Raw genomic sequence first — 24,434 nt, forward strand, 5'->3', positions numbered from 1 at the left:
ATAAGGAGAAATCCATGTTCGATCTTTCAGGCCGCAAGGCTCTCGTTACCGGCGCTTCCGGTGGTATCGGCGAGGAAATCGCCCGCATGCTGCATGCTCAGGGCGCCGTCGTCGGACTGCATGGTACCCGCGTCGAGAAGCTCGAAGCTCTTGCCAACACCCTCGGCGAACGGGTTCAGATATTCCCGGCAAATCTCTCCGACCGGGCGGAAGTCAAGGCGCTCGGTGAAAAGGCGGAAGCCGATCTCGGCGGCGTCGACATCCTCGTCAACAATGCCGGCATTACCAAGGACGGGCTCTTCGTCCGCATGAGCGACGAAGACTGGGACAACGTCATCGAAGTCAATCTCACAGCCGTCTTCCGGCTGACGCGGGAGCTCACGCATCCGATGATGCGCCGTCGCTTCGGCCGCATCGTGAACATAACTTCGGTGGTCGGCGTCACCGGCAATCCGGGGCAGGCGAATTACTGTGCCTCGAAGGCCGGCATGATCGGCTTCTCCAAGTCGCTTGCACAGGAAATCGCCACCCGCAACGTCACGGTCAACTGCGTCGCGCCGGGCTTCATCGAAAGCGCGATGACCGGCAAGCTGAACGACAAGCAAAAGGAAGGGATCATGTCTGCGATCCCGATGCGGCGGATGGGAAGCGGAGCCGAGGTCGCCTCCGCCGTCGCCTATCTCGCTTCGAACGAAGCGGGATACGTCACCGGTCAGACGATCCACGTCAACGGCGGCATGGCGATGATCTGACGAGGCGATGGAGTGTGCGGTACCTTGGTCTTCGGCCCGTGCCGCGAGCTCCGATCAGCCTCTTCGTTTGATTGTGCCAAATGCCTGAAAATCAATGTTGACCAAGGGAATATCGGGCATTTTCGCACTTTGCGGCAGGCATAAACCGTGTTAATCGGGCCATGACTGCGCGCAGTCGACCGTTCCGGCCAGGTGTCCGGCAGCTCTTGTTGCCCTAGGTTTCCGCGGTTTCGGTTGGATGGATTGCCCGTTGGACCAACTTGGTCTATCAGGCGTGATAGAGTGCCGGTGCCGGTAACAGCGCCGTAGAGAAACATAAGGTCGAGGAACTCCGACATGAGCGATATCGCAGAACGCGTGAAGAAAATTGTTATTGATCATCTTGGCGTCGACGCCGAAAAGGTCAGCGAAGGCGCAAGCTTTATCGATGACCTCGGCGCGGACTCGCTCGACACCGTCGAACTGGTCATGGCATTCGAAGAAGAATTCGGTGTCGAAATCCCGGACGACGCTGCAGATTCGATCCTCACCGTCGGCGACGCCGTCAAGTTCATCGAGAAAGCCCAGGCCTGACCTTCTGGCTTGAGCTATTGGCGGGCCGCACTCGCGGCCCGTTCAGCCCTGGGGCAGTGGGCTGGCCTGCATCCACTGCGGGTTGCGATCGGTAAAGCGTCCCGCCTTTCCCTCTGGTCGTCACTACTGCATGTCTCCTGATTGGAGTCCGTCCAGGGACAAGAACATGCAAGGAACCATAAGGTCACAGCGACCTTTGCGCGTCTTCACGACGCTGTAACGAGATTTGCAATGCATGCGCGGGTCGCGATCGTCGCGTGGTCCGGTCCGGCGGTTGAATTGAACAGTCAGGGTGGGTCACGGGTATGAGACGTGTCGTTATCACCGGTACCGGCATGGTATCTCCTCTGGGTTGCGGAACCGAAGTCAGCTGGGCGCGTCTTCTGGCCGGCGACAATGCAGCCCGCAAGGTCACCGAGTTCGAGGTCGAGGACCTTCCCGCCAAGATTGCCTGCCGCATTCCCTTCGGCGATGGCAGCAACGGCACGTTCAATGCCGACGACTGGATGGAGCCCAAGGAACAGCGCAAGGTCGATCCCTTCATCGTCTATGCGATGGCCGCTGCCGATATGGCGCTGGCGGATGCCGGCTGGAAACCCGAAAGCGACGAAGACCAGATTTCGACCGGCGTCCTGATCGGCTCCGGCATCGGCGGACTGGAAGGTATCGTCGATGCGGGTTACACCCTGCGCGACAAGGGTCCGCGGCGTATCTCCCCGTTCTTCATTCCCGGGCGGCTGATCAATCTCGCAGCCGGTCAGGTTTCCATCCGCCACAAGCTGCGCGGTCCCAACCATTCCGTCGTGACGGCCTGCTCGACCGGCGCGCATGCGATCGGCGACGCCAGCCGGCTGATCGCGCTCGGGGATGCGGACGTGATGGTTGCCGGTGGTACGGAATCGCCGATCTGTCGGATATCGCTCGCAGGCTTCGCCGCCTGCAAGGCGCTCTCGACCCAGCACAACGACAATCCTGAGAAGGCCTCGCGGCCCTATGACGCCGATCGTGACGGCTTCGTCATGGGCGAGGGTGCGGGCGTCGTCGTTCTGGAAGAACTGGAGCACGCAAAGGCGCGCGGTGCCAAGATCTACGCCGAAGTGATCGGATACGGCCTGTCCGGCGACGCCTTCCACATCACCGCTCCGTCCGAAGACGGCGAAGGCGCTTACCGCTGCATGCAGATGGCGTTGAAGCGCGCGGGCGTCACGGCTGCGGACATCGACTATATCAACGCCCACGGAACATCGACGATGGCCGACACGATCGAGCTCGGCGCGGTCGAACGGCTGGTCGGAGACAGTGCTTCGAGGATCTCCATGTCCTCGACGAAATCGGCCATCGGGCATCTGCTCGGAGCGGCCGGCGCGGTCGAGGCCATCTTCTCGGCGCTCGCAATTCGCGACAATGTCGCCCCGCCGACGCTCAACCTCGACAATCCTTCCGTCGAGACGAAGATCGATCTGGTGCCGCATGTCGCGCGCAAGCGCGAGATCAATGTGGCCCTGTCGAACTCGTTCGGTTTCGGCGGCACCAACGCGTCGCTGATTCTGCGCCGTTACACCGGCCATTGATCCCTCGAGCGGGCGTGTTGCGAAACGGGTTGCCAGGGTAAGCGGAATTCGGGCAGATCTTCCGATCTGCATCGACCCGCGATCCCGCTTTTTGCCGCAATGCTCGCTACAAGCTGTCGCTGGAGTGGCGACGACTCGGGGCCGCCGCCAAGGGCTATGTTCGCGCAAGCCACATCTGGTAATTGTAGGATATTCATCGCAGGGCAGGCCGCTCTTTCACCGGAGCCGCAGAGGCCGCCGTAACATTCACTGGTCGCCGGTCTAATCCGAAATTCGCACCGGCGGCGGTTTGAAAAGGTTGCGAATTTCGGAATCGGGACAATCGTGAGCGACTCAAACGATAACAGCGCGGTGCAATTCGGCCGCAATGAAACCGGGAGCAACGGGCCGATCATTCCGAAGTCGGCCAACGAAGCGCTGCGTCCCGAAAGAGTTCCCCACCCGCCGAAGCGTTCACGCAAGGCGCGCAGCCAAGTCGTCATCTTTCTCAACTTCGTCATGACCGTGGTCGTCTTCGTGGCACTCGCGGCCGCCGGGGCCGTCTATTATGCCATGCACGAATATGAGAAGCCGGGTCCCTTGGAGGCGAACAAGAACTTCATCGTTCGCAGCGGCGCGGGCATCAGCGAGATTGCCAGCAATCTGGAGCGCAACGAGATCATTACCGACAGCCGCGTATTCCGGTTCGTTTCGGAAGCCTATCTGAGCAATGACACGCTCAAGGCCGGCGAGTATGAAATCAAGGCGCATGCATCGATGCAGGAGATCATGGAGCTTCTGAAATCCGGCAAGTCGATCCTCTACTCCGTCTCGCTGCCCGAGGGTTTGACCGTGAAGCAGATGTTCCACAGGCTTGCCGACGATCCGGTTCTTGTCGGCGATCTGCCGGCGGAGCTGCCGCCCGAAGGCTCCCTGAAGCCGGACACCTACAAGTTCACCCGCGGAACCGACCGTAACGAGATCATCAAGCAGATGACCGCTGCCCAGGAGGCGCTGGTACAGCAGATCTGGGAGAAGCGGGATCCGGATCTTCCCGTGTCGACCATAGAGGAATTCGTAACTCTTGCGTCGATCGTGGAAAAGGAGACCGGCCGCGCGGACGAGCGACCGCGGGTCGCTTCCGTGTTCATCAATCGCCTGGAAAAGGGCATGAGGCTGCAGTCGGATCCGACGATCATCTACGGCATCTTCGGGGGCGAAGGCAAACCCGCCAACCGGGCGATCCTGAGGTCCGACCTCGACAAGCAGACGCCGTACAACACCTATCTCATCAAAGGTCTGCCGCCGACGCCGATCGCAAATCCGGGCCGGGCGGCGCTCGAAGCCGTCGCCAATCCGTCGCGCACGCCCGAACTCTACTTCGTCGCCGACGGCACCGGTGGACACGTCTTTGCGGAGACGCTCGAGGAGCACAATGCCAATGTGCGGCGCTGGCGCAAGATCGAGGCGGAGAGGGCAGCGGAGGCGGCGAAGGCCACCGAGGCGGCACAGGATGCCGTCACGCAGACCGGGACTCAGCAATAATACACGTCGCCAAAACCGCGCAGCGGTTTGGGATAACGACATGCACGAAAGCAAAACCTGAGGCGCGCCGCGTGAAAAAAATGCGGCGCGCCTCAGCCTCATGTGGACGGGCTCGCCGCCGCGCGGATATTTCTTGCGGAGTTCGGCGCTGTCGCCATAGTGCTTCCCTCAACGACAATGTCGTGCCTCCCTCGGAGGTACAGAAATCGTTGTCACTTTAACGAATCACTGCCAACGGAGGAAACGATGCCGCTCCAATCGATGACCGGCTTTGCCAGGAAAGAAGGGAGCACCGGACGGTATCGCTGGGCCTGGGAACTCCGTTCGGTCAACGGCAAAGGTCTCGACATGCGGCTTCGCCTGCCGCCGGGACTGGAACGTATCGAACCCGACTGCCGACGTCTCGCCTCGCAGTATTTCTCGCGAGGGAACCTGCAGGTCGGCCTTTCGCTGAGCGGTACTGAAGTTTCGGCGGAGGCAGTTCTCAACGAGGAAGCGCTCGCCGCCGTCCTGAAGCTTCGCGAACGATTGGGCGATGTCGTCGATCCGGCGCCGCTCAAACTCGATACGCTGCTTTCCATTCGCGGCATCGTCGACTTCCGCGAGCCGGAGGAGAGCGAGAACGAGCGCGCGGAACGCGACGCGGAGATACTCGCCGGCCTGGAAGGCGCGCTCGCCGATCTGCGGACGATGCGGGAAGACGAGGGCAAGGCGCTCGGGCAGGTGCTGCTCGCCCAGGTGGAGCGCATCGAGAAGCTGACCGCGGTAGTCGAAAACGATCCGTCCCGCAGCCCGCAGGCGATCGCCGACAGGCTGGCGCAGCAGGTTTCGGTGATCATGGCCAACGCGTCCGGCATCGACCGCGAAAGGCTGCATGCGGAGGTCGCGCTGCTTGCGACGAAGGCCGATCTTCGGGAGGAACTCGATCGGCTGGGTTCCCATATCGGCGCTGCCCGCGACCTCCTGACAAAGGGCGGGCCGGTCGGACGCAAGCTCGATTTCCTTGCACAGGAATTTAACCGAGAATCGAATACCATCTGTTCGAAATCGAATGCCGCTGCCGTGTCTGCCGCCGGTATCGAATTGAAGGTCGTGATCGACCAGTTCCGCGAACAGGTTCAGAATCTGGAGTAGGATATGAAACCGGCGACCGTTTCGCCCATCAAGATCGCTCGCCGCGGGCTGATGCTCGTGATTTCATCGCCCTCAGGTGCGGGGAAGTCTACGATCGCGCGCAATCTGCTCGAAGCCGATCCGGACTTGAGCATTTCAGTGAGCGTGACGACGCGTTCGCGGCGGCCGAGCGAGATCGAGGGGCGGCACTATTTTTTCAAGTCGATCCGAGAGTTCGAGGCACTGAGGGCAACGGACTCGCTGCTCGAATGGGCCGAAGTGCACGGTAATTACTACGGCACGCCGCGTGACGCCGTCGAGAAGGCGATGGGCGAAGGGCGGGACATGCTCTTCGACATCGACTGGCAGGGCGCCCAGCAGCTGCAGGAAAAAATGGCGGGCGACGTGGTATCGATCTTCATCCTGCCGCCGTCCATGGCGGAGCTGCAGTCGCGGCTCCATCGGCGCGCCGAGGATAGTGAAGAGGTCATCGCGACGCGGCTGGCCAATTCGCGCGCCGAAATCGAGCACTGGCGCGAATACGACTACATCGTGGTCAACGACGATCTCGACCGGGCCTTCTCCGCCGTCAGGGCGATCGTCGAAGCCGAGCGCCTTCGCCGCGACCGGCGCCCCGGCCTCTTCGAATTCGTCAACGGACTGCTGACGGAAAATCCACTCTGAGCGCGCCGCTTGTCCCTTCGCCCGCCTCGCGGGAAGAGGGGGCCGGCAGGCGTATGAGGGGGAAGACAACCGGCGGCTGCGGGCTCGTTCCTGCGCTGTCGCAAGCGCCCGACTCTACAGACAATTGGCCAGTCGGCAAAATTCTTCCACAGTCAGGGTTTCCGCGCGACGTTGCGGATCGATGCCCGCCTTTGCAAGCAGCGCCTCGCCACCGAGGGGTTTCAGGCTCTGGCGGAGCATCTTGCGCCGTTGGCCGAAGGCTGCCTGGGTGACCTTCTCCAGGACCGCGGGCGAGCAGGGGATCGGAGCTTCGACAGGCTCGAGATGGACGACCGTCGACGTCACTTTGGGCGGCGGTGTGAAGGCCTGCGGCGGCACGTCGAATGCCAGACGCGCCTTTGTACGCCAGCCGCAGAGGACGCCGAGCCTGCCGTAGTGATCGTCATCGGCGCCGGCGACGATCCTCAGGCCGACCTCGCGCTGGAACATCAGTGTCAGGGATTGCCAGAAGGGCGGCCAGTGCCCTGGCAGCAGCCAATTGACGAGAAGCTGTGTGCCGACGTTGTAGGGTAGATTGGCGATGATGCGCACCGGGCCGTCGGCAAGCGATTCGAAGTCCACCTTCAATGCGTCGCCCTCGATGATGTCGAGCCGCCCCGGATAATGGGCGCCGATCTCGGCGAGTGCCGGCAGGCAGCGCGAATCGCGCTCGATCGCAACGACCTTCTTGGCCCCCAGAGCGAGGATCGCCCGTGTAAGGCCGCCGGGACCCGGACCGACTTCGATCACCGTCGCGTCCTCAAGCGGACCGGCGGTGCGCGCGATCTTCTGGGTAAGGTTGAGATCGAGGAGGAAATTCTGACCGAGCGCCTTCTTCGCGTCGAGACCGTGGCGCTGGATGACGTCGCGTAGCGGCGGCAGACCGTCGAGAGCCGCCATCAGCGCTTCGTCCTGCCGGCGTTGCGGGCAAGTTCTTCTGCAAGCCGCAGTGCCGCAAGAAGGCTTTCCGCGCGCGCGATCCCTTTCCCCGCGAGACTGAAGGCGGTTCCGTGATCCGGAGAGGTTCTGATGAAGGGCAGGCCCAGCGTGACATTGACGCTGTCGTCGAAACCGAGCGCCTTGGCCGGGATCAATGCCTGATCGTGATACATGCAGATGGCGACGTCGTAGCTTTCTCTCGCGCGATCGTGAAACATGGTGTCTGCCGGCAGGGGGCCGACGACGTCCAGCCCCTCGGCGCGCAGCCGATCGATGACGGGGCGGATGACGGCATCGTCCTCGCGGCCGAGCGCGCCGCCTTCGCCCGCATGCGGATTGAGACCGGCAATCGCCAGGCGCGGCGCCGGCAGACCGAAACGGCTCCTGAGGTCGGCCGCGGTGATCGTGCAGGTCTCGTAAATCAAGTCCGGCGTCAGCGCGGCTGGAACGTCCTTGAGCGGGATATGGATCGTGACCGGGACCGCGCGCAGCTTCGGCCCGGCGAGCATCATCACCGGCAGGGCGGCAACGCCCGTTGCACGCGCGGCGAGATCCGCGAGATATTCGGTGTGGCCCGGGAAGCGGAACCCCGCCTCGTAGAGCACTGCCTTGGCAATCGGATTGGTGGCGATGGCGGACGCCTCTCCCGCCAGCACGAGCCGGACGGCGGTGTCGATCGCATCGGTTACGGCGGAAGCATTCGCCGCATCGGGATTACCGGGAACGACGGGGGCAGGGGAGCGGACCGGCCAAACGGGGAGCGCCTGCCGGAAAGCGGCGACGGCCCCGTGACAATCGGTCTCGCATATCGGCACGGTCAGACCCAGGAGCTTGGCACGGGCGGCGAGTACCGCCGGATCGCCCACATAAAGAAACGGCGGTGTCGCCCGATCGGCCCGCTTCGCCCATACGGAGAGGCTGATGTCCGGGCCGATCCCGGCCGGATCGCCCATGGTCAGGGCGACCGGCCCGATGCTCGTCTCGCTCATACCGGCTCGTTACTTGTTGGCGATCTGCGCCTTCGAGCGCAGTTCTTCAAGATATTTGGCGCTGTTCGGGTCTTCCCCCTCGGCCCTCTTCTTGCCGAGATCCTCGGCGCGGAAGACGATCTCGGCGGCGGCGTCGTCGTTGACCTGACGCTTCTTGCAGATTGCCAGATATTCGACGCCTTTTTCGGTAACGCGCGTACCCGTCGTCATGCCGTCGCCGGCCTTTTCGACGAGCGGCTTCCAATCTTCGGGCAGCTGCTGTGCCAGAATCCGGCCGAGGCTGCGGATCGAAACGTCGCGATAGTTCGCCGCGAAGGCCTTTGAGGTGTCGCAACCTGGAAACTGCGAGCGCGAGGCATTGGCTTCAGCCTGCCGCTTCGCCGTAATGGCGCCGCGCTTCGATTCGGGAATGACGAAGATGACCTGCTGCAGGAAATATTCCGTCGTGACCGGCTTGTTGCCGCCGCCCTGCATCATGCGCTTGACGAGGTCGCCGCCGGAAAGGCGGCTGGCACTGCCGTAGCGGAAGTTGACGACACGCGGCCAGCTCATCTGGACTGCGATATACTGCTTGAAATGGTCGATGCCGACGCCGGCCTGGTCAAGGATCTTGCCGAGCTGCTCCGGCGAAAGCTTGTTCCCGGCGGCGAAACGCGCGAAGGCGGCATCGACCTCCTCCGTGCTGACGGACTGCTGAACGCGCGCGATCTCGGCGCGCTTCAGTACCTCGTCGACGAGCTGCTGCTTGGCTTCGGCCGCGCCGCCGCTTTGCCGCTGAAGCCGAAGGAAAGCGACCCGCTTGGCTACGTCGCCTGAGGTGATCACGGTGCCGTTGACGACCACCTCGACGGTACTCGCCGCCATTACCGTGGTAGCCGTACCCGCTGCGACACTCAGCGCACCCGCCAGTGCAACCGCCGAAAGCAACCTCACGATCGCGTTTTTCCCGCCCATCATCATTCCCCTGTTCGTTCTGCCTCCCGTTGCCGGCGGCTTCAGTTGCCACACTGCCGACCTTGCTACGGCGAGCTCTGCGCGCTCCGCAAGTCGCGGGGCGTCATAGGTGTCAATGCGAGGGAAATGCATAATACATGCGGCCAAACAATGACAAGACCGCATGATCGATTCACGCCGGAGCGCCGTGCGTCCGAGCGGACGCCGGAAGGACGCTTCAACTTATGGAACCGACGCATCGTCCTTTGCGAAAGTCGATTCCGATCGGGCCGATGCGGCAAGGGCGGAACATGGCCACTTCAGAGCACTTCCAGGAAAACGTGGAACGGTTTCCGTCCGGAAGTGCGCCGTTTCAAACGCTCTAGAAGTAGTCCAGCTCGTCGAACTTGGTGTCGCCGACATAGACGTCACCGAGCGTGCGGAAGCTGATCCGGGCGCCGATCGACCAATCGTTCGCAAGCGAACTGTCGGTGTCCCGCTCCTGCTTGTAGACGATCGAGAACAGGGTGTCCTGGTCGTCATAGGTGATGCCGAGGCCGTTGCGGGAGACGACGCCCGCGTCGATATCGTAGGTCACCGCGCCGAAAACGGACCAATATTCGTGGAACCGGTAGGCGGCAGCGGTCTGGATTTCGTCCTGATCGAACGGTGAGCCATAGGTCGGCTGCGCTTCGATCCGCGTATAGGTGAGAGCGGCCTGCCAGTTCAGCCCGAGATAGCCGACCGTTGCATCGGCCCGGCGCAGCGAGAAGTCGCTTTCGTCCAGCCGTCCGGAGAGGCTCGCCATCAGACCCGACGGGGCATCGATACCCAGCATGGCGACATAGTCGGAACTGTCGGTTTCGAGGCCCGAATCCGCCCCGGCCTTGACGAGATCGTCCGTCGCGAAGGAATTGAGGCCGCCAAGGTGAAACGACTGGCCGGCTATGGCGCGCAGGCCGAAGCCGCTGTCGAAGCTTCCGGTATAGCGCAGACCGATATTCGCGCGCGTGCCGCCCTCGATGCGATCGTAACCGGAGAATTTGTCGCGATCGAAGAGGTTGGTCGCATCGAAGACGAAACTCTGCGCGTCTTCGTTCGGCAGTCCGCCTGCATATTGCTCGTCCGGACGCGCATATAGCTGTCCGATCGGCTCGAGAACGTGGGTGCTCGTCTCTCCAGCGAAGAGGATCGGATAGCGCGCCTCGAGACCGGCGGTCAACATTCTACGGGTCTCGGCATCGCTGCTGCTGAAGTTGCCGGTATAACCGACCGGGTCATCCACATTCATGCCGAGGGCATCGCCGCGTGCCGCGAGCAGCGGTGTCAGCACAAGTCCGCCGGGCGCAATGAAGGTCCGCTTCCATTCGAGTTCGCCGGTGAGCCTGTGCGAGGTACCCTCGAGGCCGCGGAAGCGCTCGACCCCCAACACGTTTATCCTGTCGAGCCGGTTGCGCTTGATGTTGGTAAGGTTGAAATCGGCGTTGAGTTCGCCGCCCAGGATCGGCTCCGGTGCAGTGTAGGAATAGTCGAGGACCTGCGCGATAGGCTGCTTGTTTTCGTCGAGGCTGTTTGGGTCGGCATCCTGGATGTCGAAATAGAAGGCCCGCAGGTCGAAATAATTGCGTTTTCCAAGGCCCGTGAGATAGGCCTGGTTCACATAGGTCGTGCCGTCGAAGGTCGACAGATCGTAGGTCTTGGCGAAGTTGTTGTCCGACTGGACGAGGACGTTCCAGCCGAAGCTCCAGCGCGGATTGATCTCGAACTTGCCCCGCGAAGCGATCATGCCGCGATTGGTTTCCAGCGCGTCCACGGTTCCCGGTGTGAATTGCTCCCTGTCCAGCTGGCTGATGCCGGCGACGTTCAGCGTATGCAGGCCGTTGTGGAACTGCTGCCGGAACTCACCTTCAAGGAGAAAACCCTGGCGGGTCAGCCCGGTGCCGGTGATCGTCGCGTCCATGTAGGGCGAGATCGCCCAGTAGTAGGGCACTCCTACGCCGGCGCCGAGCTTTTGCGTGTAGCGGAACTGCGGGAACAGGAAGCCACTCTTGCGCTTGACCGTATGGTCCGGGATTTCCATCACCGGAATGTAGGCGATCGGCTTGCCGAAGAGCTCGAAATAGGCGTGCTCGAGCCGAATGGTACGGGTGCGTCCGTTCTGAATGATTCGCTGGGCCTTGATGTGCCACAGAGAGCGATGTTCCGGCTTGGTGTTGCACGGCGTGCAGGCGGTGTAGACAGCCTTGTTGAGGATGAATTCCTCGCCATTGCGTCTTTCGCCGGTTTCCGCCGCCAGGCGCGTCAGATCCGTCGTTTCGATCCTGAGGGCCTGGACGAAGCCGTTGCCGAAGTCGTCGGTGACGTCCATTCTGTCGGCATAAACGATGTTGCCGCCCGGCTCGATGAGCTGGATGTCGCCGGTCGCGAGGATGCGGCCGGATTTCTGGTCGTAATCGACCTGCCGGGCCACCATCTTGTAGCCGCCGTATTCGATCTGCACATTGCCGCGTACGGTCACCTTTTCCGTGTCGCGATTGTAGACGAGCTCATTGGCGGTCAGCAGCAGCTTGGCGTCGGCAGGAATATTCGGCTGCAGTTCGTCGATTCGCGTCCCTGCGTCCTGCGCCTTGGCTGGCGCATTCATTCCGATGGCAAGCATATGCAGCGCCACGCCTGCAAGCAGGGCAGCGTTGGTAAGCTTCATGCGTTTGCGGTTGCCTGCCGCCACTAGCCATCCTCCTGATGCAGTAGAATCGTCGAGCCCAGCGCCATTGCTACAACAACCGGCAGCCAGGCTGCAACGAACGGAGGCACAATGCCGCTGCTCCCGAATGCTTTGACAAGCACGGTGACGACATAAAGCACGAAGCCCGATAGGATTCCACCGAGAATCACCGATCGAGATTGGTTGAACCGGCTAAATTTTAACGAGACGCAGGCGGCGATCAGCGTCATGGCGACGAGCAGCAGCGGCAGCGACATGAGAGAGTGAAATTGCGTTTCCAGGCCGTTGGTGGAAAAGCCGAAGGACCGTGCCACTTCGATTTTCCGCGGAAGGTCAAAAAACTGAATAGAATCAGCCTTCGCCAGACGTTCCTGGACGAAATCCGGCTTCAGGTTGGTGCGAAGCTGTGCCGTTTCCATACGACGCGGCAGGCGCCCGACCTCCGTCTCGACGACGCCGTTAAGAAGCCAGTAACCATCTTCGAGTTTCGCCGACTTCGCATCCTGCCGGAGCGTGATTGCGCCCTGTGGATCGAAGTGGATAACGGTCACGTTGATCAGCTCGGTGCCGCCGTTCTGGACGGAGCGTGCGCCGATGATCGTGTCGGTACCGTCGTAGATCTGCCGGAGCCAGGGAATCGAGTTCGCGGCGGCCGAACGGGTGGAGCCCCACTCGGCCTCCAGCGCTTCCGCCTTCTTGGTTCCCCAAGCGGCAAGCGGGTTGATCACGACCACGGCAAGCACGCCGAAGAGCAGCGAGCCGACGACGAACGGACGCAGGAATTGCCAGACGGAAATGCCCGCCGCCCGGGTTACGACGAGTTCATAGCGCCGGTTAAGGGAGATCAATGCAGCCATCGCCGCGAAAAGCGCGACGAAGGGCACCGTTTGCTGCAGAATCGTCGGAATGCGGAACGCGGTCATCAGCAGCGCGCCCGACACCGTGTAATGTGGCAGGTTCGACATGCGGCTGGTCAGTTCGCTGAAGTCGATGATGAAGATCAGCGCGAAAATGCCGACGAGGAACCAAAACGTGGTGCGTGCATAACGTTTGAAGAAATAGCGTCCGAGCGTGTTGAAAATCATGAGGGCTGCTCCCCGTCGGCGCCCGCCGGCCGCACGAGCCGTAGCCTGACCATGAGGTCCGTGAGCTTTTCCTGCCAGGTCATGGGGATGTCGAGGCGCCGGTTGCTGGCAAGCTGCTGTATGGCAAGCGCTCCCGTCACCAGCGGGATCAGATACATGAGCGGCACGAACCATACCGAATCTTCGGCGCTGTTGGCCGCGTAGAACGTCATCCACCGGATGACCAGAGCCGCTCCAAGGGCGCTGACCATGGGGTGCACGCGTGCTTCGCGATGCGACCGGGCATCGCTGCTGACGACCAGTGCAATGAGGCCGAAGAGCAGCGGAAAGGTCCATTCGGTGAAGCGCCGGTGCAGCTCCGCCGCAAAGGCGCGCGGAGCTCTCTTGTAGGCTTCGTCGTCGGGATCGGGGTCAAGCAGATAGAAGAGATCGCGGTCCTTGGCGCGGATATTGGCCTCTCCCGCCATCCTGGTCAGGTCGGTCAGATCGAAGGCGTAGGAGTCGAACTTGATGATGGAAACGTCGCCGTCCGGCAGTTTGCGGTGGACCTCTCCGTCCTTCATCACCAGCGCGGAGCGTTCCTCGTCGACGGCTCCTTCGCGCGCATAGTAGACGAGTTCGAAATTCGGATCGCGCGCATCGGCGACGAAGATGCCCTGCAGCACGCCGCCGCTGCGGCGGGCGCCGACCTGAACGTAAAGCCCGTCGGCAATCTTGCGGAATGCGTTCTCCTGGACGACGGAGGCAAGCAGATCCGCATGGGCCGTCGCGATCATCTTGCGTACCGCAACGCGCGAATAAGGCTCGACGAAATTGTCGATGGCGAAGGAGAGGACGCTCAGTCCTGCCGCGAGAAACATCACCGGCCGGATGATGGACATGCGCGAACTGCCGGCGGCACTGAGCACCGTAAGCTCTGAATCGGTGTTCATCGCGCTCAGCGTCTGCGTCACGCCGATCACCAAGGCAAAGGGCAGGATGATCGGCACGACCGACGGCAGAATCAGCGTCGCGAGCTTCAGGAAAGCGATGATCGACTGACCGCTGTCGGTAACGAGGTTGACATTGGTGAGCGCCTGCGTGGTCCACACGATGCCCATCAACGGCAGGAGCGTCGCCAGGAACATGATCGTGGCGCGCCGGAATATGTAGCGTTCGATGAGCTTCATAGCCGTATCCGGTCCAAGGTCCTGCTCAATTTCGTATGCCGTTCGGTTGCGGACGAGCGCACAATTTCTTGCCGGCCGAGGTGGCCGTCTTCGTCCCCGTGCCGCGAATCGGAATATGCGACAACAGGGAAAATATAAGCCGAAGAATTTCGGTTAACCGCATGTAAACATGTGCGAGCATCTTGCCAAGCGCCTGAAAAGCGAGAAGGGTGCGGCCCACAGCTTCGATCACCGCCGACGTCGCGAATGTCGGTCACTGTAGCCGTCCGGTAACAGGCCGGGCGCCACCGTCAGAAAGTGCCTGGAGTCCTGCATGCCGATGAAATTCGAGTTTTCTTTCAGCAAATCCCACCGCCCGGCCGGCGGCGTCGCGGTACTCCTGCAGGTTGCGGGAGCCAAGGAAGCGGCCGGGGCGGCTGTCGCCGATCCGGAGGGCGTCCTGCCGAAGGCGGCGAAGATCGGGAAGTTCACGGGCAAGGCGCTCTCGACCCTCGACGTCATTGCGCCGCACGGCTCGCCGGCCGATCGGATTGTCCTGCTCGGCCTCGGGGACGCGGGCGGCGTCGGCGATCACGACTGGCTGAAGGCCGGTGGCGCCGCGGCTGCGAAATCGCGGTCTGCCGAAAAGATCACGGTTTTCCTCGATGCGCCGGGGCTCGAAGTCACCGGCAAGGCAGCTGCGGATTTCGCCCTTGGCATGGAAATGAATGCCTACGGCTTCGAGAGCTACAAGACCCGGAAATCGGATGACGAGCCGAAGGCGGCGCAGAAACCGGTCAAGGTCACCATCGTCACCGGCACGGTGATCGCAGCGAAAAAGGCCTTTATGACGGCGCAGGCGGTCGGTGAAGGCGTGTTTCTGGCGCGCGATCTCGTCAACGAGCCCGCCAACGTGCTGGGCCCCGTCGAGTTCGCGGCGCGCGCGAAGGAACTGGAAAAACTCGGCGTGGATGTCGAGATCCTGACCGAGCGGGAGATGAAGAAGCTCGGCATGGGCGCACTCCTCGGCGTGGCGCAAGGCTCGTCCCGTCCGCCGCGGCTGGTGGTCATGCAGTGGAAGGGCGGAAAGGCCAAGGAAAGGCCGGTCGCCTTCATCGGCAAGGGGGTCGTCTTCGACACCGGCGGCATTTCGATCAAGCCCGCTTCCGGCATGGAGGAAATGAAGGGCGATATGGGCGGAGCGGCGGCAGTGACCGGCCTCATGCATGTCCTTGCCGCGCGCAAGGCAGCCGTCAATGCCATAGGTATCATCGGGCTCGTGGAGAACATGCCGGACGGAAGTGCCCAGCGGCCGGGCGACATCGTGACGTCCATGTCCGGGCAGACGATCGAGGTGATCAACACCGACGCCGAAGGCAGGCTCGTCCTCGGCGATGCCCTCTGGTACTGCAATGATCGCTTCAAGCCGCAGCTGATGATCGATCTGGCAACGCTGACCGGCGCGATCATGGTAGCGCTCAGCAATCATTACGCGGGGCTGTTTTCGAACGACGACCGGCTGGCAGAGCAGTTGCTCGCCGCCGGTTTGGCGACGCAGGAACGACTGTGGCGGATGCCGCTCGGCAAGGAATACGACAAGATGATCGACAGCAAGTTCGCCGATATGAAGAACACCGGCGGCCGGCACGGCGGCTCTGTCACCGCGGCGCAGTTCCTGAAACGCTTCGTCAAGGACACCCCCTGGGCGCATCTCGACATCGCCGGCACCGCCATGGGCTCGCCGACCGACGAGATCAACCAGTCATGGGGCTCGGGCTTCGGCGTTCGTCTCCTCGACCAGCTGGTGCGCGCGAACTACGAATCGTGACCGTTGGCCCGAGATCGGAATGACCGAGATCCTTTTTTACCACCTGACGGAATCGAAGCTCGAAGACGCCCTGCCGCCGCTGCTCGACAAGAGCATCGAGCGCGGCTGGCGGGTGGTCGTGCAGACGATCGACGCCGAAAGGCGCGATGCGCTGGATACGCATCTATGGGTCTATCGGGACGACAGCTTCCTGCCGCACGGGACGGACGCCGGCGATTTCGCGGCGGAGCAACCGATTCTCGTCGTCGCCGATGAAGGCAACCGGAATGCCGCGACTGTGCGCTTCGTCGTCGACGGCGCCGAGCCGCCGCCGGTTTCGGAATATGAGCGGGTTGTTTTCATGTTCGACGGCTACGACCAGCAGCAGCTCGAGGCGGCGCGCGATCAGTGGAAGCGGCTAAAGGGCGAGGGGCACAATCTCACCTACTGGCAGCAGAACCGTGACGGAAGATGGGAAAAGAAGGCGTGATCGACGCGAATCAGGCCGGAACCGGTTGCACCGCATCCGGCCTGCCTTCCACCTTCTCCCCGCAGGCGGTGCGAAAGAGACTCGCGGCAGCGTCGTACTCGTCCCCTCGGGTTTAACCGGGGAGAGGGGCATCAGCGGCGGCGAGGGCGACAGCACCATGTCCGCACACGCCACACTTAGTCGTGGAATGCCTCGACGAATTTGCGGCGACCGAGCATGAAGGCGTCGGCCACGTGCCGGAGCGGCGCCAGGTCGACATCCGATCTGCCGGCTTTGATGATCTCGGCGAAACGCCGATAGAGCATGGGGTACTCCTGCTCGGGCTCCTCGTGGACGATCTTGCCGTCGATCGCGAGTTTGGCGCCGCCCTCGGAGAGGACCATCTCGCCCGCGTCGGTTTCAGCGACGATGTCCCAGCTCTGCTTGCCTGTCTGGCGCCAATCGAACTCGGCAGCGACATCGAGCTTTTCGGCATCGCTGAAGGCGATCGTGGCGGCGATCGGCGCGTCGCGGTTTTCGGGAAATTCGAGTGTCGCGGAGGTGATGAAGACCGGCCGGGGCAGGATGTGGGTCATGATCGAGAGCGCATTGATGCCGGGGTCGAAGACGCCCAGCCCGCCGGCTGCCCAGATCCACTCCTGATTCGGATGCCAGTGGCGAACATCTTCCTTCCAGATGATCCGGACGTTGCGGATCGCGGTCGACGCCAGAAACGTCTTTGCCGCCTCCACCGCCGGCGCATAACGCGAGTGCCAGCTCGCGAAAAGCGAAACGCCTTTCTCGTCCGCCAGCGCCTCCAGGTCCGCGACCTCGCTCAAAGTCGCGCCCGGCGGCTTTTCGAGGAAGACATGCTTGCCGGCGGCAAGTGCGGTACGCGCCGCCTCGTAGCGGTATTGCGGCGGCATGCAGAGCGAAACCGCCTCGACCCCCGGCACGGCCTCGAGCATGGCCTCGATCGACTTGAAATTGTCGATGCCGTCCACCGTTCCATGGCGGCTCGCGGCTGCGATCAGGCGGTAGTCCGCGTTCTTCGCAAGCGCCGGCAGATGTTGATCGCGCACGATCTTGCCGACGCCAACGATGGCAATGTTGATTGGGGACATGGTGTTTTCCGCCCTGATTAGTATGATTTATTCCGCACCCTTTTAGCAGATTGGGAAATGCCGACAAGCCGGCATCCAGTTGCAAAAATTAGCCTAGGCGCTTGGGTGGACAAGATGGAACCCAAATCTATCTTGTCCGTCTTCTTGCCTCTCGAGGGGGTCTCCGAAGTCAGGATTTCAGATGCCACATATTCGTCTTGCGACACGGGCCGAGCTCGACACGATCATCGACTGGGCCGCCAGGGAGGGATGGAATCCCGGTACTGACGACGGCAATGCTTTCTGGGCCGCCGATCCAGAAGGCTACTGGGTCGCGGTCGAGGAAGAGCGGCTTGCCGCTGCCATTTCGCTCGTGCGCTATGGCAGCGGTTACGCATTTCTCGGGTTTTTCATCGCCGACGAGGCGTATCGGGGCAGGGGCATCGGCCTCGAGCTTTGGAAGTGGGCAATCGCGAGGGCCGAGGGGCGGACCATCGGCCTCGACGGGGTCGTGGGCCAGCAGGGAAACTATCGGAAATCGGGTTTCGGCTGGGCGCACGCGAACATACGCTACGGCGGCGTGGTGAACGTGACCGAGCCGCCCGGCACCGAGCTTGTCGACGTGGCGCCGGTGCATTCGGCGACGCTGATCGATTATGACATGAGGTTCAATCCAACGCGGCGCGAGGCGTTTCTGCGCGAATGGACCAAGCAATTGCAGACGCGCAGAAGCGTGGTCCTGCTGCGAGACGGCGCCATCACCGGTTACGGAACGATCCGCAAGTGCCGCGAAGGCTACAAGATCGGTCCGCTGCTCGCCGACAGCGAGACCGGTGCGGATCTCCTGTTTCGCAAGCTCGCAACCGGCACCGGCGGGGAACGGATCTATTTGGACGTTCCCGAGCCGAATGCGTCCGCCCGAGCACTGTGCACGCGCTACAACATGAAGCCGGTTTTCGAGACCGCCCGCATGTATCGCGGACCGGCACCGGATCTGCCGCTTGCACGGATTTACGGGATCACGACCTTTGAGCTCGGTTAGAGGGGATGAGGAAAACTGTGCCATTTCCGCCGATGTTTTTAGGTCGACCCGACCTAAAAACATCGTGATCGAGAGCAGCCGGGCTGATTATCCCGCCATCGCTTCCTCGTATTCCGCCGACAGCTCCAGCCATTGCTCTTCCGCAGCAGCAAGTTTCTCGACGGCATCGGCGCGCTCCTTGGCGCGCTGAGCCGCTTTTGCCGGGGCCTTCTCGTAAAGCGCGGGATCTGCAAGCTCCGCATCAAGGGCCTGAATCACTTTCTCCAGTTTGGCCGTCAAGGACTCGATCTCATTGATCTTTTTCCTGAGCGGTGCCAGTGAGGCTCGCCTGTCCGCATTCACCTTTCGCTGGTCTGCCTTGGAGAGCGCCTCATCCGATCCGTTCACCCTGGGCTTGTCGTCCCTGGGCTTCGGCCCGCCGACGATCAGCCCGCGATAGTCCTCGAGGTCGCCGTCGTAGTTCGTGACGGTTCCTTCGCGCACCAGCCACAGCCGGTCGGCCGTCGCTTCGATCAGGTGGCGATCATGCGAAATGAGGATGACCGCGCCGGAGAAGTCGTTGAGGGCGGCGATCAGTGCATTGCGGCTGTCGATGTCGAGATGGTTGGTGGGCTCGTCAAGGATAAGCAGACTTGGCGCCTCGAAGGCGGCAAGGCCCATAAGAAGCCGCGCCTTTTCGCCACCGGAGAGATCCTTGGCCGCGGTGTCCATCTTCTCGGTTGCAAGTCCCATCTGCGCCACGCGGGAGCGCACCTTCGCTTCCGGCGCTTCCGGCATGCGGCGGCGGACGTGCTCCACGGCACTCTGCGTCGGCACGAGGTCGTCGAGCTGGTGCTGGGCGAAGAAGCCCACCTTCAGCCCCGGGGCGATCCGCACCTCGCCGCTTTGCGCCGGGAGGCGCCCGGCGATGAACTTCGCAAAAGTGGACTTGCCGTTGCCGTTGGACCCGAGAAGCGCGATCCGGTCGTCCGCATCGATGCGCAGATTGAGCCTCTTCAGGATAGGCTTGCCCGGTTCGTAGCCGACCGCGCCGCCCTGGATGGCGACGATGGGCGAGGCCACCTGCTTCTCCGGGTCCGGAAAGGTGAAGCCCTGGACATGGTCTTCGATCACGGCTGCAACGGTGCCCATCCGCTCCAATGCCTTGATGCGGCTCTGGGCCTGACGGGCCTTGGAAGCCTTGGCCTTGAAGCGATCGATGAAGCTCTGCAGATGCTTGCGGGCCGCCTCGTTCTTGGCCTTCGCCTTCATCTGCAGTTCGTCCGCTTCCGCCTTCTGCCGCTCGAACTGATCGTAGGAGCCGCGGTAGAAGGTGAGCTTCTTCTGATCGAGGTGAACGATCGCGTTCACCGCGGTGTTCAGGAGGTCGCGATCGTGGCTGATGATGATCACCGTGTGCGGATAACGGCGAATATAGTCCTCGAGCCACAGCGTTCCTTCGAGGTCGAGATAGTTGGTCGGCTCGTCGAGGAGCAGCAGATCGGGCTCCGAAAAAAGGACCGCGGCAAGCGCCACGCGCATGCGCCAGCCACCGGAAAAGGAGGAGGCGGGGCGTTTCTGCGCCTCGTGGTCGAAGCCGAGACCGGCGAGAATGCTTGCCGCGCGCGCTTCCGCCGAATGGGCGCCGATGTCGGCGAGCCGCGTCTGGATCTCGGCGATCCTGTGCGGGTCGATCGCCGTCTCCGACTCCGCGATGAGCGCGGTGCGTTCCCTGTCGGCGTTGAGCACGATTTCGATCAGAGGCTCTTCCGTCCCCGGCGCTTCCTGTGCGACCTGCCCGATCCGCGCGTTCTTCGGCAAGAAAACACCGCCGGCTTCCGCCGCAAGCTCGCCGGTGATGACCCGAAACAGTGTGGACTTGCCGGCGCCGTTGCGCCCGACGAGCCCGGCCTTCGTGCCCGCCGGGAGCGTCACGGAAGCGTTGTCGATAAGCAGACGGCCCGCAATGCGGGCGGAGAGGCCGGATATCTGGATCATCCGGGCCTTTTGCCCGGACTTTTTCGGGAAGGCAAGAGGCTCGCGCCACTGCTCTCGCGATCGCTCGAATAAGGATGCCGAAGGCATTTTCAAGTAAGGATTGTTATGGATTCATGGACAACGTGTTCCGATAATCAATACTTCCCATCCTCATCATGAGGCCCCACATCTTCGGACGGAGAGCACGAGAATGCTCTTCTGACCCTTTGATCGGACCGGGCGCCATCGGCGAGGCCACCGCGTCCGGAATGGTGCCGATCAAGGCGGTCGCGACGAAACCTTCGTTCAAGCGAACGACCGATCAGGAGTGATGATCATGAGGAACGCAATCCATACTGCTCTCGCCGCCACCCTCGTTGCCACAGCCGTTCTCGGCGGTGCATCCGCAGCCTTTGCCGGCGGCAGCTATTATCAGGGTGTCAGCGACAAGCCGCTCTACACCGAACGCGCAGCGCGAGCCGGTGACCAGACGGCCGTTCGCCGTGCCGACGGCTCCCTCGACCGTACGTCCACCGGTTCGGTCGGCTATGCTCCGCAGCCGAAGGTCGTTTCCGGCGGTGAAGGCGAATATTACCAGGGCCTCAGCCGCTAAGGCCACAGCCGACGAGTCATGGAGCGGGCGCGGCCTCCCACGCGCCTCTGGCTCCGCCCGAACGAAAGGCCCGGTTCCCCCGAACCGGGTCTTTCGTGCTCCGGGGTGGCCTTTTCAAACGGCGCACTCCGCGCGCAAAACCGTTTCGCACAACGTCCTCTCTCCGCTTCGCCCTTTATACTTGACGATGGGAGTCAGCAATAATATGCCGCCGTGCTAAAATGGAGGTGGTTTTGGGCGGCTCAGGCGAAGTTTCGGTGTCTCCGTTCGGTGTTGCAAGTCTTGCTGCGCGGCGCGACCGGCCGGCGCTGCTTTTGCGCGGCGGGCGGATCGTGAGTTACAGCGAACTTGCCGAGCGCATCGACCGGCTCGCTTCTCGGTGGCGCGGCGATCGCGGCCTGGTCATAATCGAGGCCGATCTTTCCGAACACGCTATCGTCGCTTATCTCGCAGCACTCGAGGCGGGCCACGCGGTCGCCCTGTGCGGCACCGCTTCCATGGCCGAGGATCGCGACGTCTTCAAGCCGGAATATTGCTACCGCCGCTTCGGCGGTCGCTGGCGCATGGAGCGGCTGGCGGGAGATGCGATCACACCGCATCCCGAACTTGCCGTCCTGCTCTCGACGTCCGGCAGCACCGGGCAAGGAAAATGGGTGCGGCTGTCGCACATGAATATCCAGTCCAATGCGCGGTCAATCGCGGAATATCTCGGTTTGACGGCAGCGGACCGAGGCTGCCTCATCCTGCCGCTTCACTATTCCTACGGGCTTTCCGTCCTTAACGCCCACCTCGCCGTGGGCGCGAGCGTCTACATGCCGGGCTGTTCCATCCTCGACGAGGGCTTCCTCGATGAACTTGCGCAGAGCGGCAGCTCCAATTTTGCCGGAGTCCCCTATTCCTACGACCTCCTGGAAATGGCGGGATTCCGGGAGCGGGACTTTCCGGCGCTGCGCTTCATGACTGTGGCCGGCGGACGTTTGGCGCCGGAACTCGTTCGCCGCTACAATGAGCATCTCTCCGCGCGCAACGCGTGCCTTTTCGTGATGTACGGCCAGACAGAGGCAACCGCTCGCATGGCCTATATGCCGCCGGACCGTCTCCGGGGCAGGGAAGACCGGATCGGCATCGCCATCCCGGGCGGCAGCCTGACGCTAGAGGACGACGGTGGAAGGATAATCTCCAGCGCCGATCAGCCCGGCGAGCTTGTCTATCGCGGGCCGAATGTGATGATGGGCTACGCTTCGTCACGCGCCGATCTCGCGCGAGGGGCCGAGTTGTCGGAATTGCGGACCGGCGATCTGGCCGTAAGAGATGCGGACGGGCTCTTCCGGATCGTCGGACGAACAAAGCGGATATCGAAGATTGCCGGCCTCCGAATAGGTCACGACGGTCTGGAGGCGGCCCTGGAGCGGCACGGAGTCGCCGCGGCCGTGGTCGGCAGCGACACCGAAATCCATGCCTATTATGTGGGAAACCGCGATCCGGATGAAGTTCGCCGCCTGCTCGTCGAGGCGAGCGGCTTGACCTTGATGCATGTAGGGGCTTCCCGCCTCGACAAGTTGCCGAGATTGACATCCGGCAAGATCGATTACCCGGCCCTTCGCAAGCGGCCGGCCGCGGCAACGTGCGGCAGTTCGGAAGAGGGGGACGTCGAGGCGCTTTTTGCCCAGCTCTTCTATCCGAAGAAGGTTCGACGGGAGGACAGCTTTCTGTCGCTCGGTGGCGATTCGCTCCGTTTCGTCCAGCTTTCGATCGGCCTCGAGAGGAGGCTCGGAGAACTGCCGGAGGCCTGGGAAAAGCTCTCGATCGGCGAACTCGCCGCCCTCGGCAGCCGCGAGCGAAAGAGCCGCCGGATCGGCGCGGATCTCCTGATCCGGGCGCTGGCGATCCTGCTGGTCGTGGTCCACCACGAGACGCTTTGGCCGATTCCGGGAGGATCGGCTGCCATGGTCATTCTCGCCGGCTTCGGTCTAGCGCGCTTCCAGAGCGGCGCACTGCTCTCCGGCGCGATAGACAAGCTGCTGCGGCCGCTCGTCCAGATTCTCGTCCCCTATTATCTGATCGTGGCGGGCTACACGCTCGCCTGGGGCCAGATACCCTGGGCGTCGGTCTTTCTCGTCGGGAATTTCGGCTTTGCCGACCCCGGGCGCCACGGCATGGTGCCCTATCTCTACTGGTTCATCGAAGCCTATTGTCAGATGCTGCTGGTGTTTGGCGCTCTGTTTGCCGTTCCGGTCGTCCGGCGCGCCGCGGCCAGAAGACCTCTTGCCGTGGGCATGGCGTTGTTTGCCGCGGCCTTCGCTGCGCGGATGGCGTTTCCGCTTCTCGTCGATATCGGCAACCGCCAGATATTCACCCTTCCATGGATCTTCTACATGGCGGTGCTCGGCTGGTGTGCGGCAGTTGCCGAAACGTGGAAAGAACGCTCGATGGTAATGCTGGCAGGAACAGGCGTTTTCCTGTTCCTCGGACTTTATGAGGGCGTCTGGATCGGGACGAAAGTCAAATATCTGCTGCAGATCGCCGTCCTGGCGGCGCTGCTCTTCCTGCCGCGCATTCGCATGCCGCAATGGGGTACGCGGCTGATCCTGCCGCTTTCCGCAGCGGGCTTTCATATCTACATCCTGCACCGCTTCGTGCCGGAGTTGCTGTTGCTGCCGATCCGGCCGTTGCTGTCGCCGCTGGCGTTTGCCTTCTGCTCAATCCTGGGGGGCATCGCGCTCGGCATTGCCGCCTGGCTGGGGCAGGGTCGACTTATCGCGTGGCTCGCCGGTGCCCGAGACAGGCGCATCTCGCTTGCAACGGAGGGCGGCTCCGGCCTCGCTTCAATCGGCCCACTTCTTGCCCTCGGTCCGCAGGAAGAAAACCAGGTCCAGCGTCAGTGAGGGCTGCCTAAGCGCGGTCAAGGTCGCATGCGCCTGGCCGCGATGATGGGTCTGATGGTTGAAGAAGTGAGCGAGCGTCCGTGCGAGCCGTTCCGTGACCTCGACCGGATTGGTGAGCGGAGAGTAGGTGAAGTGCCCGGCAAGGCGCGCCTCGTCGAGGCTGTCGACCCAGGCAATGATGCGGTCGTCCTCGGCCGCCCGCGCCGGCGCCAGTCCGGTGAAATCTTCGTGTAGAATGGCGTCGAGTTGCGACGGCGCCTCGCCCTCTTTCGTAAACCGCTTCATCCAGATCCGGTCCGCCGCGAGGATATGGTTCAGCGTCCCGTGCAGCGAGCCGAAGAAGGCTCCCTTGTCCTCCCGGTATTCCGAATCCGATAGTTCCGAGACGGCAGCGTAGACACGCCGGTTCGCCCAGCGATTGTAGTCGGCAAACATCCGGTAGTGGTCGAGCATCGGCAATCTCCTCGTGTGGTCGGCTCCTCGT

20 protein-coding genes are annotated in these 24,434 nt (G+C 62.6%); 11 read left to right on the top strand and 9 right to left on the bottom strand.

What is annotated here, in order from left to right; genetic code table 11:
* The first annotated feature begins 14 nt into the window (after positions 1-14).
* The 6 genes from fabG (at position 15) to gmk (ending at position 6,217) form a co-directional block, all read left to right on the top strand.
* Entirely contained in the window at positions 15-752 is a 738-nt protein-coding gene (gene fabG, locus AC6CIG_RS10735; RefSeq protein WP_018094661.1) for a 3-oxoacyl-[acyl-carrier-protein] reductase, read from the top strand.
* Between the two features lie 336 nt (positions 753-1,088).
* A complete protein-coding gene (locus AC6CIG_RS10740; RefSeq protein ID WP_003531676.1) occupies positions 1,089-1,325 on the top strand; it encodes an acyl carrier protein in 237 nt (78 codons plus the stop codon).
* A 305-nt stretch (positions 1,326-1,630) separates the two neighbouring features.
* On the top strand, positions 1,631-2,896 hold the full coding sequence (gene fabF, locus AC6CIG_RS10745; protein ID WP_018094662.1) for a beta-ketoacyl-ACP synthase II: 1,266 nt from the start codon (positions 1,631-1,633) through the stop codon (positions 2,894-2,896).
* Between the two features lie 324 nt (positions 2,897-3,220).
* Entirely contained in the window at positions 3,221-4,420 is a 1,200-nt protein-coding gene (gene mltG / locus AC6CIG_RS10750; protein WP_437408846.1) for an endolytic transglycosylase MltG, read from the top strand.
* Positions 4,421-4,666: 246 nt separating this feature from the next.
* Entirely contained in the window at positions 4,667-5,554 is an 888-nt protein-coding gene (locus AC6CIG_RS10755; RefSeq protein ID WP_437408847.1) for a YicC/YloC family endoribonuclease, read from the top strand.
* 3 nt (positions 5,555-5,557) lie between these two features.
* On the top strand, positions 5,558-6,217 hold the full coding sequence (gene gmk, locus AC6CIG_RS10760; protein WP_018094665.1) for a guanylate kinase: 660 nt from the start codon (positions 5,558-5,560) through the stop codon (positions 6,215-6,217).
* A gap of 114 nt (positions 6,218-6,331) precedes the next feature.
* Here the strand turns inward: gmk and rsmA are convergent, their stop codons facing one another.
* The 6 genes from rsmA to lptF all read right to left on the bottom strand — a co-directional run bounded on the left by rsmA (position 6,332) and on the right by lptF (position 14,096).
* The gene (gene rsmA / locus AC6CIG_RS10765; protein ID WP_018094666.1) at positions 6,332-7,156 is read right to left on the bottom strand and encodes a 16S rRNA (adenine(1518)-N(6)/adenine(1519)-N(6))-dimethyltransferase RsmA; all 825 of its coding nucleotides are present in this window, start codon (positions 7,154-7,156) and stop codon (positions 6,332-6,334) included.
* Entirely contained in the window at positions 7,156-8,184 is a 1,029-nt protein-coding gene (gene pdxA / locus AC6CIG_RS10770) for a 4-hydroxythreonine-4-phosphate dehydrogenase PdxA (protein WP_437408849.1), read from the bottom strand. The genes rsmA and pdxA overlap by 1 nt, the downstream gene beginning before the upstream one ends.
* Before the next feature lie 9 nt (positions 8,185-8,193).
* Positions 8,194-9,144 (bottom strand): SurA N-terminal domain-containing protein, encoded by a 951-nt coding sequence (locus tag AC6CIG_RS10775; RefSeq protein ID WP_018094668.1) that lies wholly within the window; start codon positions 9,142-9,144, stop codon positions 8,194-8,196.
* Between the two features lie 355 nt (positions 9,145-9,499).
* The gene (locus AC6CIG_RS10780) at positions 9,500-11,845 is read right to left on the bottom strand and encodes an LPS-assembly protein LptD (protein ID WP_018094669.1); all 2,346 of its coding nucleotides are present in this window, start codon (positions 11,843-11,845) and stop codon (positions 9,500-9,502) included.
* A complete protein-coding gene (lptG, locus tag AC6CIG_RS10785; RefSeq protein ID WP_437411676.1) occupies positions 11,845-12,927 on the bottom strand; it encodes an LPS export ABC transporter permease LptG in 1,083 nt (360 codons plus the stop codon). The genes AC6CIG_RS10780 and lptG overlap by 1 nt, the downstream gene beginning before the upstream one ends.
* Complete coding sequence (lptF, locus tag AC6CIG_RS10790; protein WP_018094671.1) at positions 12,924-14,096, bottom strand: LPS export ABC transporter permease LptF; 1,173 nt, start codon at positions 14,094-14,096, stop codon at positions 12,924-12,926. The genes lptG and lptF overlap by 4 nt, the downstream gene beginning before the upstream one ends.
* Positions 14,097-14,409: 313 nt before the next feature.
* Between lptF and AC6CIG_RS10795 the strand changes: the two genes are divergently transcribed.
* Together AC6CIG_RS10795 and AC6CIG_RS10800 are read left to right on the top strand one after the other, a co-directional pair.
* The gene (locus AC6CIG_RS10795; protein ID WP_437408850.1) at positions 14,410-15,903 is read left to right on the top strand and encodes a leucyl aminopeptidase; all 1,494 of its coding nucleotides are present in this window, start codon (positions 14,410-14,412) and stop codon (positions 15,901-15,903) included.
* 19 nt (positions 15,904-15,922) lie between these two features.
* A complete protein-coding gene (locus tag AC6CIG_RS10800) occupies positions 15,923-16,372 on the top strand; it encodes a DNA polymerase III subunit chi (protein ID WP_100672117.1) in 450 nt (149 codons plus the stop codon).
* Positions 16,373-16,548: 176 nt separating this feature from the next.
* Here the strand turns inward: AC6CIG_RS10800 and AC6CIG_RS10805 are convergent, their stop codons facing one another.
* Entirely contained in the window at positions 16,549-17,475 is a 927-nt protein-coding gene (locus AC6CIG_RS10805; RefSeq protein WP_275596510.1) for a Gfo/Idh/MocA family protein, read from the bottom strand.
* A gap of 181 nt (positions 17,476-17,656) precedes the next feature.
* On the opposite strand from AC6CIG_RS10805, the gene AC6CIG_RS10810 reads away from it, so the two are divergent.
* Positions 17,657-18,496 carry a GNAT family N-acetyltransferase gene (locus AC6CIG_RS10810; protein WP_437408851.1) on the top strand — a complete coding sequence of 280 codons (840 nt, stop codon included), beginning with the start codon at positions 17,657-17,659 and terminating at the stop codon, positions 18,494-18,496.
* Between the two features lie 87 nt (positions 18,497-18,583).
* Here the strand turns inward: AC6CIG_RS10810 and AC6CIG_RS10815 are convergent, their stop codons facing one another.
* Positions 18,584-20,473, bottom strand: a complete 1,890-nt coding sequence (locus AC6CIG_RS10815; protein ID WP_324763177.1) for an ABC-F family ATP-binding cassette domain-containing protein — start codon at positions 20,471-20,473, stop codon at positions 18,584-18,586.
* 310 nt (positions 20,474-20,783) lie between these two features.
* Between AC6CIG_RS10815 and AC6CIG_RS10820 the strand changes: the two genes are divergently transcribed.
* Positions 20,784-21,065, top strand: a complete 282-nt coding sequence (locus AC6CIG_RS10820) for a hypothetical protein (RefSeq protein WP_003531620.1) — start codon at positions 20,784-20,786, stop codon at positions 21,063-21,065.
* 233 nt (positions 21,066-21,298) lie between these two features.
* The gene (locus AC6CIG_RS10825) at positions 21,299-23,950 is read left to right on the top strand and encodes a non-ribosomal peptide synthetase (protein ID WP_437408852.1); all 2,652 of its coding nucleotides are present in this window, start codon (positions 21,299-21,301) and stop codon (positions 23,948-23,950) included.
* On the opposite strand, the gene AC6CIG_RS10830 is transcribed toward AC6CIG_RS10825, so the two are convergent.
* Positions 23,891-24,403, bottom strand: a complete 513-nt coding sequence (locus tag AC6CIG_RS10830; RefSeq protein ID WP_437411660.1) for a DinB family protein — start codon at positions 24,401-24,403, stop codon at positions 23,891-23,893. The genes AC6CIG_RS10825 and AC6CIG_RS10830 overlap by 60 nt on opposite strands.
* Positions 24,404-24,434: the final 31 nt, after the last annotated feature.

It is taken from the genome of Sinorhizobium sp. GQ132 (assembly GCF_059758575.1).